Annotated in this window: 16 protein-coding genes; 7 read left to right on the top strand and 9 right to left on the bottom strand. The window is 63.1% G+C overall.

Going from position 1 to position 15,992, the window contains the following annotated elements:
* Window positions 1-6 precede the first annotated feature (6 nt).
* Complete coding sequence (gene nth / locus NKI95_RS02280) at window positions 7-828, top strand: endonuclease III (RefSeq protein ID WP_352713794.1); 822 nt, start codon at window positions 7-9, stop codon at window positions 826-828.
* 34 nt (window positions 829-862) lie between these two features.
* Here the strand turns inward: nth and NKI95_RS02275 are convergent, their stop codons facing one another.
* The 4 genes from NKI95_RS02275 to NKI95_RS02260 form a co-directional block, all read right to left on the bottom strand.
* Entirely contained in the window at window positions 863-2,374 is a 1,512-nt protein-coding gene (locus NKI95_RS02275) for a tripartite tricarboxylate transporter permease (RefSeq protein WP_352713792.1), read from the bottom strand.
* A gap of 9 nt (window positions 2,375-2,383) precedes the next feature.
* Window positions 2,384-2,851, bottom strand: coding sequence for a tripartite tricarboxylate transporter TctB family protein (locus tag NKI95_RS02270; protein WP_292663247.1), 468 nt, complete (start codon window positions 2,849-2,851; stop codon window positions 2,384-2,386).
* A gap of 78 nt (window positions 2,852-2,929) precedes the next feature.
* On the bottom strand, window positions 2,930-3,907 hold the full coding sequence (locus tag NKI95_RS02265; protein ID WP_352713789.1) for a tripartite tricarboxylate transporter substrate-binding protein: 978 nt from the start codon (window positions 3,905-3,907) through the stop codon (window positions 2,930-2,932).
* Window positions 3,908-4,089: 182 nt separating this feature from the next.
* Window positions 4,090-4,545 carry a DUF2214 family protein gene (locus NKI95_RS02260; RefSeq protein WP_352713787.1) on the bottom strand — a complete coding sequence of 152 codons (456 nt, stop codon included), beginning with the start codon at window positions 4,543-4,545 and terminating at the stop codon, window positions 4,090-4,092.
* A gap of 227 nt (window positions 4,546-4,772) precedes the next feature.
* Between NKI95_RS02260 and NKI95_RS02255 the strand changes: the two genes are divergently transcribed.
* The 6 genes from NKI95_RS02255 (at window position 4,773) to NKI95_RS02230 (ending at window position 10,785) form a co-directional block, all read left to right on the top strand.
* Window positions 4,773-5,312, top strand: coding sequence for a GNAT family N-acetyltransferase (locus tag NKI95_RS02255; protein WP_352713784.1), 540 nt, complete (start codon window positions 4,773-4,775; stop codon window positions 5,310-5,312).
* Between the two features lie 208 nt (window positions 5,313-5,520).
* Complete coding sequence (locus NKI95_RS02250; RefSeq protein WP_352713781.1) at window positions 5,521-6,498, top strand: Bug family tripartite tricarboxylate transporter substrate binding protein; 978 nt, start codon at window positions 5,521-5,523, stop codon at window positions 6,496-6,498.
* Between the two features lie 155 nt (window positions 6,499-6,653).
* Entirely contained in the window at window positions 6,654-7,187 is a 534-nt protein-coding gene (locus NKI95_RS02245) for a tripartite tricarboxylate transporter TctB family protein (protein ID WP_352713778.1), read from the top strand.
* A gap of 4 nt (window positions 7,188-7,191) precedes the next feature.
* On the top strand, window positions 7,192-8,715 hold the full coding sequence (locus NKI95_RS02240) for a tripartite tricarboxylate transporter permease (protein WP_352713776.1): 1,524 nt from the start codon (window positions 7,192-7,194) through the stop codon (window positions 8,713-8,715).
* Window positions 8,716-8,730: 15 nt separating this feature from the next.
* Window positions 8,731-9,915, top strand: coding sequence for a CaiB/BaiF CoA transferase family protein (locus NKI95_RS02235; protein WP_352713773.1), 1,185 nt, complete (start codon window positions 8,731-8,733; stop codon window positions 9,913-9,915).
* 18 nt (window positions 9,916-9,933) lie between these two features.
* Window positions 9,934-10,785, top strand: coding sequence for a citryl-CoA lyase (locus NKI95_RS02230; RefSeq protein ID WP_352713771.1), 852 nt, complete (start codon window positions 9,934-9,936; stop codon window positions 10,783-10,785).
* A gap of 79 nt (window positions 10,786-10,864) precedes the next feature.
* Here the strand turns inward: NKI95_RS02230 and NKI95_RS02225 are convergent, their stop codons facing one another.
* The 5 genes from NKI95_RS02225 to kdpC form a co-directional block, all read right to left on the bottom strand.
* Window positions 10,865-11,374, bottom strand: coding sequence for an NUDIX hydrolase (locus NKI95_RS02225; protein ID WP_352713768.1), 510 nt, complete (start codon window positions 11,372-11,374; stop codon window positions 10,865-10,867).
* Window positions 11,375-11,504: 130 nt separating this feature from the next.
* Entirely contained in the window at window positions 11,505-11,810 is a 306-nt protein-coding gene (locus tag NKI95_RS02220) for a hypothetical protein (protein ID WP_352713765.1), read from the bottom strand.
* Window positions 11,811-11,931: 121 nt separating this feature from the next.
* Window positions 11,932-12,624 carry a response regulator transcription factor gene (locus NKI95_RS02215; protein WP_352713763.1) on the bottom strand — a complete coding sequence of 231 codons (693 nt, stop codon included), beginning with the start codon at window positions 12,622-12,624 and terminating at the stop codon, window positions 11,932-11,934.
* Window positions 12,621-15,362, bottom strand: coding sequence for a DUF4118 domain-containing protein (locus NKI95_RS02210; RefSeq protein ID WP_352713760.1), 2,742 nt, complete (start codon window positions 15,360-15,362; stop codon window positions 12,621-12,623). Before NKI95_RS02210 ends, NKI95_RS02215 begins: the two co-directional genes overlap by 4 nt.
* 52 nt (window positions 15,363-15,414) lie before the next feature.
* Entirely contained in the window at window positions 15,415-15,984 is a 570-nt protein-coding gene (gene kdpC, locus NKI95_RS02205; RefSeq protein WP_352713758.1) for a potassium-transporting ATPase subunit KdpC, read from the bottom strand.
* Window positions 15,985-15,992 lie beyond the last annotated feature (8 nt).

The following is a 15,992-nucleotide window of genomic DNA, read 5'->3' as shown; positions in this document are numbered from 1 at the left end:
AAGGCAATGACAAGCCCCAAGCCCAAAAACTCTTCGGCGCTAAAAAAAGACCTGTTGCCCGGCCGCCGCGACGGCTCGAACGTCAAGCCGCGTCCGCGGCCGGCAAGATCCCGGGCGCTTTACAGCCTCGCCGAGGTGCATGAGATTTTCCGGCGCTTTTCCGTTCAGCGGCCGGAGCCGAAAGGCGAGCTCGAACATATCAACGCCTTCACGCTGTTGGTGGCGGTGGTGCTTTCGGCGCAAGCGACGGATGCCGGCGTCAACAAGGCGACGCGGGCGCTGTTCAAAATCGCCGACACGCCGCAGAAAATGCTGGCGCTGGGCGAGACCAGGCTCGGCGACCATATCCGCACCATCGGGCTGTGGCGCAACAAGGCCAAGAACGTCATCGCGCTGTCCGAGGCGCTGATCCGTGACCATGGCGGCGAGGTGCCTGAGGATCGCGATCAACTGGTCGAGCTGCCGGGTGTCGGCCGCAAGACCGCCAATGTCGTGCTGAACGTAGCCTTCGGGCAGCATACGATGGCGGTCGACACGCACATCTTCCGCATCGGAAACAGGCTCGGGCTGGCGCCGGGCAAGACGCCGGAACAGGTGGAGCACGGGTTCCTGAAGATCATTCCGGACGAATATATGCGGCATGCCCATCATTGGCTGATCCTGCACGGCCGCTATGTCTGCAAGGCGCGCAAGCCGGATTGCCCAGCCTGCGTCATCGCCGATATCTGCAAGGCCAAGGAAAAGACGACCAGCGTGCCTGCACCGCTGGTCGAGATCGCGCCGCTCGGGTCAGTAGAAGCGGCTGCTGAATCAGTGCCCGCCAAGTGACTCTGAAGTTCCTCCTATGTGGCGCCGTCCACGTTCAGGAACTCTCTTCGACGAACACCTCCTCGCGCTTCTTCCTGACCGCGGGGAGAAACACGATGACGAGCACCGCAAGCGCGATGAGGAGCAGGCTGGCGCTGATCGGCCGCGTCACGAAGGTGCTCGGATCGCCGCGCGAGAGAATCATGGCGCGGCGCAGGTTTTCCTCGAGCAGCGGGCCGAGCACGAAGCCGAGCAGCAGCGGCGCAGGTTCGCAGCGCAGCTTGGTCAGGAGGTAGCCAAGCAAGCCGAAGAAGGCGACGGCATAGAGGTCGTAGACGTTGGTGTTGACGCTGTAAACGCCGATCGAGCAGAACGCCATGATGATCGGGAAGAGCACATAGTAGGGGATCGTAAGAAGTTTCACCCAAAGCCCGATCAGCGGCAGGTTCAAGACAATCAACATCAGATTGCCGATCCACATCGAGGTGATGATACCCCAAAACAGCGCAGGCTGTTCGATGGCGACATTGGGGCCGGGCACGATGCCCTGGATGATCATCGCGCCGATCATCAGCGCCATTACCGGGTTGGCCGGAATGCCGAGCGTCAGCATCGGGATGAAGGAGGTCTGCGCGCCGGCATTGTTGGCCGATTCCGGCCCGGCGACCCCTTCGATGGCGCCCTTGCCGAATTCGCCCGGATTGTTCGAGACACGTTTTTCGACGGTGTATGAGGCAAAGGCGGCAAGGATCGCGCCGCCTCCCGGCAGGATGCCGAGCGCCGAACCGATGATCGTTCCGCGCACGATTGGAGCCGCCATGCGCCGAAAATCGTCGCGGGTCGGCATAAGGCCGGAGATCTTTCGAATCAGCACGGAACGCTCATGCTCGTTTTCGAGGTTGCGCAGTATCTCGGCGACGCCGAAGACGCCGACCGCCACTGCGACGAAATTCAGCCCGTCGGCATATTCGCGGATGCCGAGCGTGAAGCGGGGCGTACCGGTGTAAATATCCGTGCCGACAAGTCCCAGCAGCAGGCCGAGCACGACCATGGCCAGCGCCTTGACGATCGAGCCGTGGGCGAGCGCGACGGACGAGACCAGGCCGACGATCATCAGCGAAAAATATTCGGCCGCGCCGAATCTCAGTGCTATCGCCGTCAGCGGTGGGGCAAAGATGGCGACGAGGAAGGTCGACACCGTGCCGGCAAAGAACGAGCCTATCGCCGCGGTCGCCAGAGCTGCTCCGGCGCGGCCGTTCCTGGCCATCTGGTAGCCGTCGATTGCGGTGACGGCCGACGAGGATTCGCCGGGCATGTTGATGAGAATGGCGGTGGTCGAGCCGCCATACTGCGCGCCGTAATAGATGCCGGCGAGCATGATGAGAGAGGAAACCGGGTCGCCGATCTGGAAGGTGATCGGCAACAGCATGGCGATGGTAGCGGTGGCGCCGATGCCGGGCAGGACGCCAATCAGCGTGCCGAGAAGGACGCCGATCAGGCAGAAACCGAGGTTTGCCAAAGATGTGGCTGTCGAAAAGCCGAGTGCGAGGTTGTTGAGGAGTTCCATTTCATCTCCTCACAACGATAGTGGCAGCCATGGGCCGAAACGCCGGAACGGCAGGCCGAGTGCGTAGCTGAAGACGACGAATGCGAACAGCGTCAGGCCGGCTGACAGGACGAGTGCAGTCAGTGGCTTCATACGGCCGCTACCGAACGATGCGATCAGCGCCGTCAGGAAGATCGACGGGATGAAGCCGAGGCCGCGCACCGTCAGGCCGAAGAAGATCGGAGCAGGCAGGATGAACAACATGCCGCGCCACGCAATGTAACCGATCGGCTCGCTCTCGAAACGCACCGCTTGGACGAGGATAGCAGCGCCAAGCAGGATCAGCACGATCGCCAGCACCAGCGGGAAATAGCCCGGCCCCATGCGAAAGGCGGTGCCGATTTCGAGGCCCAGTGACTGCAGCGCGAAAAAGGCGCCAATAAAGATCAACAGCGCGGCGCATATGCCGTTGGTTCTGTCGATTGCGAAAGGTTTCATGGCGTCCTCCCGGCCCGCCTCAGGGGCGTGCCGATGCCGGTGTAAAAATGGGGCGCTGGCGGCGCCCCGTTAAAATCTTTAGTCGGCGTACTGGCCGGCCGCTTCGATGATCGGCTTCCAGCGCACGATCTCACTTTCCAGCTTGGCCTTGAGCGCGGCCGGCGTGGCATCGGCCTCGGGCGACGGCTTGGTGCCGAGTTCGGCAAATCGGGCGACGACGTTCTGGTCCTTCAGCGCCACCTGCAGAGATTTCGACAGGCGTTCGGTGATCTCGGCCGGCGTGCCCTTGGGCGCATAGATGCCGTGCCAGATGCCGACCTGCACCTGGGGAAGGCCGGCTTCTATCGTCGTCGGCACGTCCGGCAGCACGTCTAGGCGTTGTGGCGAGGTTACGGCATAGGCTTTGATCGTGCCGCCCTGGATCTGCTTGGTGGTATTGGTCGTCTGGTCGCACATGATATCGACCTGGCCGCCGAGAAGATCGGTCATGGCCGGGCCGGTGCCCTTGTAGGGCACGGTGACCAGCGGCGTGCCGATGGCGCTCATGAACAGCATGCCGCACAGATGCGAGGCCGCGCCGATCCCGGCATTGGCGACGGTGACGGTGTCCTTGTTGGCCTTGGCGTAGTCGACCAGTCCCTTCAGATCGGTCGGCTCGAGGTCCTTGCGGGCGACAATGGTCATCGGCACCTCGGTGACGAGGCCGACATATTCGAACGCGTTCAGCGTGTCGTAGGCGAGATTCCTATATAGCGTCGCACTGGTCGCCATGCCGATGTGATGCAGGAGCAGCGTGTAGCCGTCAGGCTCGGCATTCGCGACGCGGCCGGCGCCCAGTGTGCCGCCGGCGCCGCCGACATTCTCGACGATAACCTGCTGGCCGAGGTCTTTCGACATGGCTTCCGCGACAAGACGCGTGACGGTGTCGGTCGGGCCGCCGGCCGAAAAAGGCACGACAATGGTGATGGTGCGTTCGGGGTAGGTCTGCGCGCCAGCGGCCGACGGATAAAGCATGGCGGCCGCAGCGACAGCCAGCGCGGCGATGAATTTTCGCATCGTGTTTCCTCCCAGAATATGATTGCCAACCGCTGCGCGGATTCCTCTAAAACCGACTGTAGATGGAGCAATAACTAGCGCAACCCGACAAATGACAATCGGGCTCAAACGGCAAACTGCACGTTTGTCCGCGCAAATGAGTGGGAAGGTTGGGCCATGCGATGCCCTTCCTCCAACCTATTCTAGTAGCCGTAGCCGCGCGCCATCGCCGCCGCGAACATCGGGATCAATAGGAAGATCAAGGCCTCGGTGCGGACATAGGTGCGAACGGACGCTAGCTCCGCCCCAGGCACCTGGAAGCCCGGATTGGCGACTACCTGCCTATTCCAGGACAGGAAACGGATGGTCGGGACAATCGACAACAGGCCGACAATGGCGAAAGCGGCCATCTTAGCCCAGAACATCCAATTGTAGACGTAGAATTCCCAGCCCTTGAGACCATAGATGACGCGGCCGATGCCGACGATGATGATCAGCATGGCAATGATGCCGTAGTGGCGGTCGATGCCGACAAGCCGCTTCAGCGTCGCGGCGGACAAGTCGCTGCGGATCAGGACGAATTCGGCGCCGATGATGCCTGCTAGCGAAAACACCAGCAGATGATGGAAGATGGCAAGCACAAGGTCGGTAGTGTCCATGCTGTTTTCCCTGTGTCGGACGGCAGCGCCGAAACCGAACGCGCCTGAACCAGATACTGGTGAAAAACGAACACCGCTTGGCAGGATTCACATCAGGTGGAAGATGATCTACACAGCCTTGGCTCTTGTTTTGCGCAACGGATTTGGATTTCCCGTCTCGTGCATGTCGCTGTCCCCACTTTTGGAAGACCTGCATTGGGCACCGGCAACACAACCGAGACATGACCATGGCCAGTCCGCAGACAATTGTCGCCCCAGTGATTGAGACCTCGCGCACGGTCCTGCGGCCGCATCGGCTGGACGATTTCGACGCCTATGTCGCTATGTGGGCCGATCCTGTCATCACCCGCTTTATCGGCGGCAAGCCGCGCACACGGGAGGAAAGCTGGATGCGCGTCCTGCGCCATGCCGGCCTGTGGTCGCTTCTGGGCTACGGCTTCTGGGCGATCGAGGAAAGGGCGACCGGCCGCTTCATCGGCGAGGCCGGCTTTCACGACCTGAAACGCGACATGACGCCGTCCATCGAGGGCATTCCTGAGGCCGGATGGGCTCTGGTTTCGGGCGTGCATGGCCAGGGGTTGGCCAGCGAAGTCGTCGCACGGGTGCTTGCCTGGGGCGACGAGACGTTCGGCGCCGCGAAAACCGTCTGCATCATCGATCCGGAAAACACCGGCTCGCTGAACGTCGCGGCAAAATGCGGTTATGGCGAAGTGCTGCGAACCGTCTATCAAGACAAGCCGACCATTCTGCTCGAGCGGCAACCCTGACGGATGCTGTCAGGCCTCTGCCTGCCACGTTGTCGTCGGGCGTCGAGTTCGCCAGCCTGAAAATCGCACAGGCCAATTGTGCCGCATGCAGCGTGTTCTGTCTTTGACAGGAGGACGCAAACTCTGCATGAATTTTATCGAGCGGGTCTGAAGTCAGGCCACGTTTCTGGCAGGCACCGGAGGAGGTGTCGCGATTTGGAGGAATCCCATGCTGAACAGACGCCGATTCTTGATGAGCACCGCGGCAGCAGGTGCTGCCGGACTCGCGGTATCGCATTTTGTCCCCGCCTTCGCGCAGGACGCGCCCCAGCTGCAGATTTTCGTGCCGGCGGCGCCGGGCGGCGGCTGGGACCAGACGGCGCGTGCCATGGACCAGGTGCTGCGCAGCGAAAAGCTGATTTCCGGCTCGCAGATCACCAATGTCGGCGGCGCCGGCGGTACAGTCGGCCTGCCGCAATTCGTCAACCAGTGGAACGGCAAGGGCAATGCGCTGATGGTGGCCGGCATGGTCATGGTCGGCGCCATTATCGCCAACAAGGCGGCTAACAACCTTACCGAAGTCACGCCGATCGCCCGCCTCACCGGCGAGTTCGAGGCGCTTGTCGTGCCGGCCGCCTCGCCGTTCAAGACGGCCGCGAACTTTGTCGCTGCTCTCAAGGCTGACCCGACGCAGGTTCCGGTCGCTGGCGGTTCGGCCGGCGGCTCGGACCACATCTTGTTCGGCCTCATCGCCAAGACCGTCGGTGTTCCGGCCACCAATCTCTCCTATGTGCCGTTTGCCGGCGGCGGCGAGGCGCTGTCGGCGCTGCTCGGCAACCAGGTCGCGGCCGGCATCTCCGGCTATGGCGAGTTCGCCGAACAGGTCAAGGCGGGTGCGCTGCGGTTACTGGCCATCTCCGCGGACAAACGCCAGGAGGGGATCGATGCGCCGACGATGAAGGAAGCCGGCATCGATGTCGAGCTGTTCAACTGGCGCGGCGTCTTCGCACCGCCCGGCGTCTCGGACGCCGACAAGGCAGCAATGATCAAGCTGATCGAGACCATGGCCAAGAGCGACGCCTGGGCGACCGAATGCAAGAACCGCAACTGGACGCAGATCCTGCTCACCGGTGACGACTATGCGAAATTCGTCGCCGAAGACACGGCCCGCATCGGGACGATCCTCAAGGACCTCGGCCTGGCGTGATGCTCTCGGCAAGGGGCGGCCTGCGCCGGCCCTTGCCGACTTTCGCCAGCCGCATGGACATACGCGGCGCCGGAGGTGAAACTACGCCGAGATCGGCCGAGTGAGACCGGTCCAAGGAGAACCGGCCCCAAGGGACCGACATTGGGAGGACGATCATGAGCACCAGCGACCAGCAGGCGCCGCCGCGCCTTGCAGTGCCCGAACTGCTGATCGGCGTTGGGCTCCTCGCCTGTGCGGGTGCGGTTGCCTGGCAGACGCTGGCAATCCCGGTGTCGCCGCTCTATTCCAAGGTCGGTCCGACCGTCTTTCCCTACATCACCATGACCGGGATGGTGATCCTGTCGCTGCTGCTCATCATTGCCGCCTTGCGGGGCGGATGGCAGCCGGAGGACGAAAAGGAGACGCCGACCGACTGGAAGGCGATGGGCATCGTCGCCCTCGGACTGATCGCCAACCTCGTGCTGATCCAGCCGCTCGGCTTTACCGCCGCATCTGTCATCATGTTCGTTCTCATCTGCCACGGTTTCGGCAGCCGGCGTCCGCTGCGTGACGTGCTGCTCGGTCTGATCCTGGCGCTGGCCGCCTATTTCGGCTTTGCCAGGGCACTCGGCGTCAATATCGGCGCCGGCTTCATCGAAAACCAGCTGAACGCGATCGTCGATTCGGTCGTTGCCATGCTGAGGGGCTGACGCCATGGAAACGCTCGGCCATCTCGCGCACGGATTTTCGGTCGCCTTCTCGCCGATCAATCTCATATGGTGCCTGGTCGGCACCACGCTGGGGACTGCGATCGGCGTGCTGCCCGGCCTCGGGCCGGCACTGACCATCGCGCTGCTGTTGCCGATAACCTATCAGGTGGCGCCGGAGGCGTCGTTCATCCTGTTTGCCGGCATCTATTACGGCGCCATGTATGGCGGCTCGACGACATCGATCCTGCTCAACACGCCTGGCGAAAGCGCCACTATCGTCACCGCGCTGGAAGGCAACCGGATGGCCCGCTCCGGCCGCGGCGGTGCGGCCTTGGCAACCTCGGCGATCGGCTCCTTCGTCGCTGGCACGCTGGGCACTATCGGCGTTGCCTTCCTGGCGCCGATCGTCGTCAAATTCGCGCTGGCTTTCGGTCCGGCCGAATATTTCTCGCTGATGGTGCTGGCCTTCATCACGGTTTCGGCGGTGCTCGGCTCGTCGTCGGTGCGCGGCCTGACCAGCCTGTTCGTCGGCTTCGTCGTCGGCATGATAGGCGTCGATCTGCAGACGGGGCAGCCGCGCTTCACCTTCGGCATGAGCGAATTGTTGGACGGCGTCGACGTCATCGTCGTCGCGGTTGGCCTGTTCGCCGTTGGCGAGACGCTTTACATGGCCTCGCGCCGCTATGCCGGCAAGGACGACATCGTGCCGTTGAAAGGGTCGCTCTATATGACCGCGGCTGAATGGTCGCGCTCCTGGAGGCCATGGCTGCGCGGCTCCCTGATCGGCTTCCCGATCGGCGCCATGCCGGCCGGCGGCGCCGAAATCCCGACCTTCCTCTCCTATGCCATCGAGAAGAAACTCTCCAGACACAAGGAGGAGTTCGGCACGGTCGGCGCCATCGAGGGCGTTGCCGGGCCGGAAGCGGCCAATAATGCATCCGCGGCCGGCGTGCTGGTGCCGATGCTGACGCTCGGCCTGCCGACCTCGGCGACGGCCGCGATCATGCTGTCGGCATTCCAGAGCTACGGTATCAATCCGGGGCCGCTGCTGCTGACGACGCAGGCCGACCTGGTGTGGGGGCTGATCGCCAGCCTGTTCATCGCCAACGTCATCCTCGTCGTCCTCAACCTGCCGCTGATCGGGCTTTGGGTGCGATTGCTGAAGATCCCGGCGCCGCACCTCTATGCCGGCATCCTGGTGTTCGCCACGGTCGGCACCTACGGCATCTCGCAATCGCCGATCGACCTCGTCATCCTCTATCTGCTCGGTGCAGCCGGCTTCCTGATGCGGCGTTTCGATTTCCCGACCGCGCCGGTCATCATCGGCATGATTCTCGGGCCGCTTGCCGAAACGCAGTTCCGCCGCGCGATGACCATCTCGAACGGCGATTGGACGGTGTTCTATAAGCATCCGCTGTCGCTGACGCTGCTGACGCTGGCCTTCATCGGGTTGGTCGGACCGCATATCTGGGCCTACATCGAGCACAGGCGCATGCGCGGACCGGAGCACGTGCCGGGCGATGCCTGAGCTGTTCGTGACGTCATGACAGACCTGCTTTCCGGCATCCGCATCCTTGACCTGACCAATGTGCTGGCCGGCCCCTATTGCGCCTACCAGCTGGCGTTGCTCGGGGCCGACGTCATCAAGGTCGAGACGCCGCAAGGCGGTGATCTGGCGCGCCAGCTCGGCGCCTCTCCGGAGCTCAACCGGGCGGGCATGGGCGCTTCGTTCCTGGCGCAGAATGCCGGCAAACGCTCGGTGGCGCTCGATCTCAAGCAGGAGGCCGACCGCGAACGCTTTCTCGATCTGGTCGCTTCGGCCGACGCGCTGGTCGAGAATTTCCGCCCCGGCGTAATGGACCGGCTGGGGCTTGGCCATGCCAGGCTGAAAGAGGTCCGGCCAAGCCTTGTCTATTGTGCGATATCGGGCTTCGGCCAGACCGGGCCGATGCGCGACAATCCAGCCTACGACCAAATCATCCAGGGTCTTTCCGGCATTATGAGCATCACCGGTACACCGGAAACGGCGCCGCTGCGTGTCGGCTATCCCGTCGCCGATACGCTTGGCGGGCTGGTCGGGGCATTCGCCATTACCGCCGCATTGGTCAAGCAGAAGACGACAGGCGAGGGCGCGTTCCTCGACGTCTCGATGCTCGAATGCACGCTTTCTGCGCTCGGCTGGCCGGTGTCGAACTATCTAACGGCGGAAGTCGAGCCGCAGCCGATGGGCAATGAAAACATGACGGCCGCACCGTCTGGCGCGTTTCGCACCGGCGACGGCTTGCTCAACATCGCCGCCAACAAGCAGGAGCAGTTCGTCACACTGTGCCGGTTGATCGGTCGACCGGAGCTGGCGTCGGATGTCCGCTTTGCCGAGCGAGAAACGCGCAAGCAGAACCGCATTGCATTGAAAGCGCTGATCGAGGATGCCTTGGCGAGCGGCTCGGCCGCCGCCTGGGAGGAGACGTTCAATCGCGCCGGCCTGCCGGCAGGCCGGGTACTGACAATCCCGCAGGTCCTGCAAGAGCGACAGGTGATCGAGCGCGGCATGACGGCGCGCTTCCCGGCTGTGTCCGGCATGGACAGGCCGCTGACCGTGGTGCGCGGCGGCTTCATGGTCGATGGCGAGGCACCTTTGCCGAGCAGGCCGCCGCCGGGGCTGGGCGAGCATATGGACGAGGTTTTTGCCAACCTGCCGCCACGCGCCAAGAAAAGAGCGAAGGCATGAGCGGCACGGAAAGAAGACATGAGCGACACGGAAAACAAGACTGGCCGCGCGCGCGGCGAGGAATGGTGGCAGACCGGCATCATCGAGATGCGGCCCGGCGTCATCCGGCTGCGCGGCTATGAAATCCAGAATCTGATCGGCCGCGTCAGCTTTCCGGCAATGATCTGGCTGATGCTGCGCGGCGAACTGCCAAGCGAGGAGCAGGCGGCGCTGCTTGGCATCGCGCTGGGTGCCGCCGTCGACCACGGGCCGCAGGCGCCGTCCATCGCCATCGCCCGCATGGCGATCACGTGCGGTGTCGGCATCAACAGCGCCATGGCGTCGGCCGTCAACGTGCTTGGCGACGTGCATGGAGGCGCCGGCGAACAGGCGCTCTCCTTCTACGGAGACATCGCCGCCGAACTGGACGCCGGCGTGCCGCTCGCGGACGCGGTGTCGGCGCGGGTTGATCGTGTCCTTGCTGGGGAAGACGGCTATGTGCCGGGGCTGGGCCACCGCTTCCACCCGGTCGACCCGCGGGCGCCGCGCCTCATCGAACTGACCCGCGACTTTGCCGCGCGCGGCGTCGTCAGCGGGCGCTTCGCCGACATCGCCGAGATGGTCGAGGCGGAAGTTGCGCGGCGCAAGGGCAAAAAAATCCCGCTCAATATAGACGGTGCGACGGCCATCATCTACGGCGAGCTCGGCTTCCCGCCGCCGCTGACGCGCGGCCTTTTCGTGCTGTCGCGCTCGGTCGGCATCCTCGCACATGCGTGGGAACAGTCGCAGGAAAGCGACCGCAACAAAGGGCCACTGCCGCGCGAATGGCTGTGGGCCTATACCGGCACGCCGGCGCGGCCTCTGCCCGAGGAAGACGATGGCAGTCAGTGAGGCATCGGTTCAAGAGACGGCGGCGGGCGCTGGAACCAATTCCATCCCGACACACACAGTCGGGGCAGGCCCCCATCTTTTATCGAGTGTGATCTTTTCCGAACGCCGGATTCTGCTTTTTGGGATTGTGCTCCAGTTCGGCAATCCTGATGTTCCTCACTAGCGTCGAAAGATCCGGCTCGTCGATCAGCAACGCCGCGTCGGTCGGCGTCAGCCATGCCCGCTGCCGTCTCTCGGCTTCTTGCCAATTGGCAAGTTCCTCGGTTACTTCCAGCAAATAGACGACGACGTCGACGCGAACGAACCGGTTCGCCAGCCGCTTCCAGTAGTGATAGGTACCGGCCGGCTGTTTCAGTGTCTTGCCGAGAACACCGGCTTCTTCCTGTGCTTCGATGGTGGCTGCCTTGCGGCCGCTCTTGCCCTTCATCGGCCAGCCCTTCGGTACGATGAAGCGCCTCGTCGTTCGCGATGTGACCAGCATCACCTCGACATCGCCATGCTCGTTCAGCCGAAAGGGAATCGCCGCGACCTGGCGAACCCCGTCGCCCTTCCTTGCCTTGCGTACGACCTTCTTCTTGCTGGCTGCCATTCGATAATCCAGTCGAAGCGGTGCCCAGACGGCAAGGGCAGCGTTGCAAAGTCGGCCGCCCTCAATGGGGCGCAAGCGGAGCGGTTTCCCCAGTATATAAGTCGGCTAAATAAATGAAAGGGGCCGGTCGTCAGCGGCAGGTGCTGACAAAGCCGCTCCCCGACGGCAGCAACTGGCAAGTTGGCCTCATCTGCGGTACCTCCTGCCGTTGCGGTATTGGGATTTGGCGATCCTGGGCACGGTACTGCTGTTGCTGCTGCTGGTATTGCTGCCGCCGCAGCCTGTTCTCCAACATCTGCAACTGGTCTTGCTGGATCAACACGTTGCGATCGGCGGGGCTGACGACCTGTGCCGATGCAGCAGGATTTACGCCCCACAGCATCGCCGCAGTCAGCATTGCCGACCCAAAAAACTGCAGTAGGAGAAGCCGTGGCATCCGTTCATTCCCGCACAAATCCGTTCTTGCCTCAATATAGGGCTTTTGTCGGACGACGCCATGGCCGCCGCTGATTTGAAGCGGATTGGAAGAGGCATTTCGGCTTCGGACGCCCGTCGCGTCAATCGACTTCGCGCAGCCGGTATCCGACGCCGGTCTCGGTGGTGATATAGCGGGGCTGGTCGGGCGTTTTTTCGATCTTTTGCCTGATCTGCCGGACGTAGACTCTGAGATATTGAACGTCGGTGGAATCGCCCCAGACCTGCTTCAGCAGGAACTGGTGGGTGAGAACCTTGCCGGCGTGCTGCACCAAGGTGCGAAGAATGTCGTATTCCTTCGGCGAGAGCTTTATCTCCCTGTCCTCGACCTTGACGATGCGCTTCACCAGATCGACGGAGAGGTCGCCGGTTTCGAACACCGGTCTCTCACCCTGCTTCTGGAACTTGTGGCGAAGCGCTACGCGGATGCGTGCGACAAGCTCGTTCATACCGAACGGCTTGGTGATATAATCGTCGGCGCCGAGTTCGAGGGCCGAGACGATGCCGGCCTCGTCGGTGCGGCTGGAGAGGATGACCACGGGAATATCGAGGCCGTCGTCGCGCCATTTGCGCAGCAAATCATGACCGCTCATGCCGGGCAGTCCGAGATCGAGCAGGATCAGGTCCGGTTTTTCCGCCTCCATGAGTTCGATCGCCACGTTGGCGTTCGGCGCCTCGCTGATGGCATAGCCCTGGCTGCCGAGCCCGACGCGAAGCAGTTTTCGGATCGGCGGTTCGTCGTCGACCACCAATATCCTGACGTCCAGGCTCGTCATGCCACATCGTCCATATTCTGATGGCCTGCATCGGGTTCGCCGAGGTTGGGCAGCTCTGCCGGCACCACCTGCATCCTGATGGTGAAAACCGCACCCGAGCGGTCGGTTCTGTTTGCCGCCGAGAGAGTCCCGCCCATCGCTTCGATGAAGCCACGGCAAATCGACAATCCGAGCCCGGTGCCGGCACGCACCTGGTCACCCTTGCGCACACGGTAGAAAGTGTCGAACACGCGCTCTAGATCCGCCGGCGGAATGCCTGGTCCCTCATCCATGATCTGCAGGATGACGAAGCCATGGTCGGCCCAGGCTTGCAGGCGGATCGTCGAACCTGGCGGCGCGTATTTTGCAGCGTTGTCGAGGAGGTTGAACAGCACCTGTTCGAACAGAACGGGGTCGAGCCGCAACATCGGCAGATCCGATGGGATATCGATCTCAGTCTTGTGCTCGCCGACGATTTTGCGGGCCCGATGCAGGGCTGAGCCGACAATGTCGCCGACATAGTGGAACGCATAATTCGGCTCCATCGTGCCGGATTCTATCTTGGTCATGTCGAGCAGATTGGCGATGAAGCGGTTCAGCCTTTCCGATTCATCAAGCACGGTCGACAGCAGTTCCGCCCGGTCCTGCTCGGGAAGTGCGGCCTCGAATTCCCTGAGTGTTCCGGCCGCGCCCATGATGGCGGCAAGCGGCGTCTTCAAATCGTGGGAAATGGAGGTGAGCAAGGCCGAGCGCAGACGGTCTGCCTCGGCCGCAAGCTTGGCCCGGTCAACATCGGCGACGAGCTGGATACGCTCGATGGCGACCGCCGCCTGGTCGGCGAGCGCATCGAGCAGACGCTGTTGCTCGGGGGTTAGCAGCGGACCTTGCTTGTCGTTGTCGAGGCCGACAACGCCCACCGCCGTGCGTCCGGTCCGCAGGGGCAGATAGAGGCGTTTTGCTCCGGGCAGGGTGTCGGCGCCGCGCCCGGCGGCGCGGTTATGCTCCCACGCCCAGCGGGCTGCTGCGATGTCGGCCTCGGCCAGCGTGTCGTCGGGTGGGTAGCCGGCTTTGACCGCGATTGTGCCGTCCTCCGGCAAAAGCAGCACCACGCGCAGCTTCAGCATCAAGGCGATCTGGAAGGCAGTGGCCCATAGCACGTCGTCCAGGGTACCGGCGCCGGCGAGCTTCTTTGAAAACTGATAGATGTCTTCCGTGGCGCGCGCCCGTGAGCTGGCGGCGATCGCCTGACGCTGCACCCGCGCCGTCAGATTGCTGGCGATAACGGCGACAACAAGGAACACGGCAAGCGCAACGATGCTCTCCGGATCCCTGATCGTCAGTGTGTAGCGCGGCTCTAGGAAAAAGTAGTTGAATGCAAGGGCGCTGACGACACAGGCGTACAACGCTGTCCAGAGCCCGCCCGTTACAGCCGATGTGAGCACCGCCAGCAAAAAGACAATGGCCAGATTGCGAACGTCGAGAAACTGGTCGAGAACAGTGCTGAAGGCGAGGGAGCCCATGACATAGGCTGTGGCTAGCAGGTGGGGCCTAACCTGAAACTGCTTCTGCTCGGTTGCCGCGCTGACATTTTTCGAGGGTGCGTCGGTGCCCTGGTCGGTTCCCGAAATTACATGGACGCTGATGTTGCCGGCGTCGCGGATGAGATCATAGGTGAGCGAGCCTTCGATCAATTCGCGCCAGCGCGATCGGGTCGGCCTGCCGATCACGATATGGGTGAAGTTGTTCGCCGTCGCGTGGCGAACGATGTCTTGCGCGACATTCTGACCCGGAATGGTCGTCGCCTCGGCACCGAGCTGCTCGGCAAGGCGCAGCTGCGTCGCCAGCCGATCCTTGTCCTCCTCGGGCATGGCGGCTGAGCGAGGGGTGTCCACATGAAGCGCCGTCCAGGGGGCGCGGAGCCGGTCGGCCAGCCTGCGTGCATAGCGGATGCGAGCCGCTCCGCCCGGACGTGCGTCGACGCAGACGAGAACCCTTTCTCCGGCCGCCCACGGTCCCGGGATCGCGTGGGCCTGCATATGGTTGAGCAACTGCTCGTCGACACGCTGGGCGGTGCGGCGGAGCGCCAACTCCCTGAGGGCCGTCAGATTGCCCGGCGAGAAGTAGTTCTCGATGGCGCGCTGGGCGGTGTTGGGGAAGTAGACCTTGCCTTCCTCCAGCCGCTTGATCAGGTCGTCGGGGGTGAGGTCGATGATCTCGATGTCGTCGGCCTGGTCGATGATCGAGTCTGGAACCGTCTCGCGCACCCTGACGCGCGTGATCTGCGCCACGACGTCGTTCAGGCTTTCGACGTGCTGGATGTTCAGTGTCGTGTAGACATCGATGCCGTGCGTCAGGATTTCCTGGACGTCGAGATAGCGCTTGGGGTGACGGCTGCCGGCGACGTTGGTGTGGGCGAGTTCGTCGACCAGAACCAGCGCCGGGTGCCGGGCGAGGATGGCGTCGAGATCCATCTCCTCGAGGATCCGCCCCTTATAATCGATCTCAAGGCGAGGAATGACCTCGTAGCCTTCGACCAGCGTCTGGGTTTCCTTGCGGCCGTGCGTCTCGACGATGCCGATCACCACGTCGACCCCGTCGGCCAGCCTGGCGCGGCCCGACATCAACATCTCGTAGGTCTTGCCGACACCGGGGGCGGCGCCGAGAAATATCCTCAGGCGACCGCGCTCCTCCCGCTCGGCATGCGCGAGCAGCGCGTCGGGAGACGGCCTGGTTTCGGCGGTGCGGCTGTCGTCTGGCATAAGGGTCAATCATGAACGGCGCCGGCTTCGGTGTCGATCCCGGCGCCGCCTTTCATTGTTTCATCGCATCGTCCAGCGTAAGGTTGAGGGCCAGCACATTGACCACCGGCTCGCCGATGAAACCCAACTCGCGATCCTCGACTTGGCTGTCGACAACCGATTTGATCCTGGATTCATCGACGCCCCTGGCCTTGGCCACCCTGGCAACCTGAAAATAGGCCGCATCGGGGCTGATATGCGGATCGAGCCCGCTGCCGGACGTGGTGACCAGATCCATCGGCACCGGCTGGTTCGGGTTTTCTGCTCTCAACTTTTCGGCGTCGCTCTTGATACGGTCGATGAGCTTCGGGTTGGTTGGGCCGAGATTCGAGCCGCCCGAGGCGGCGGCATTGTAGCCGTCGCCGGCAGCCGACGGACGGCCATGGAAATAGCGGTCGCTGGTGAAGGCCTGGCCGATCAGCTCGGAACCGACGAGCTTGCCGTCCTTCTCGATCAGGCTGCCATTGGCCTGGCGCGAAAACAGCGCCTGGGCAATGCCGGTCATGCCGATCGGATAGACCAAACCCGTCAGAACGGTGAAGAAGACGATCATGACGATCGCGGGCCTGATTTGATTGAGCATCGACGTGG

Origin of the sequence: Mesorhizobium sp. M0306, from assembly GCF_040321655.1 — a bacterium.
Lineage (GTDB): Bacteria > Pseudomonadota > Alphaproteobacteria > Rhizobiales > Rhizobiaceae > Mesorhizobium.
Note: the sequence above shows the minus strand (reverse complement) of the source record. Positions and strands in the feature narration are given on the sequence as shown.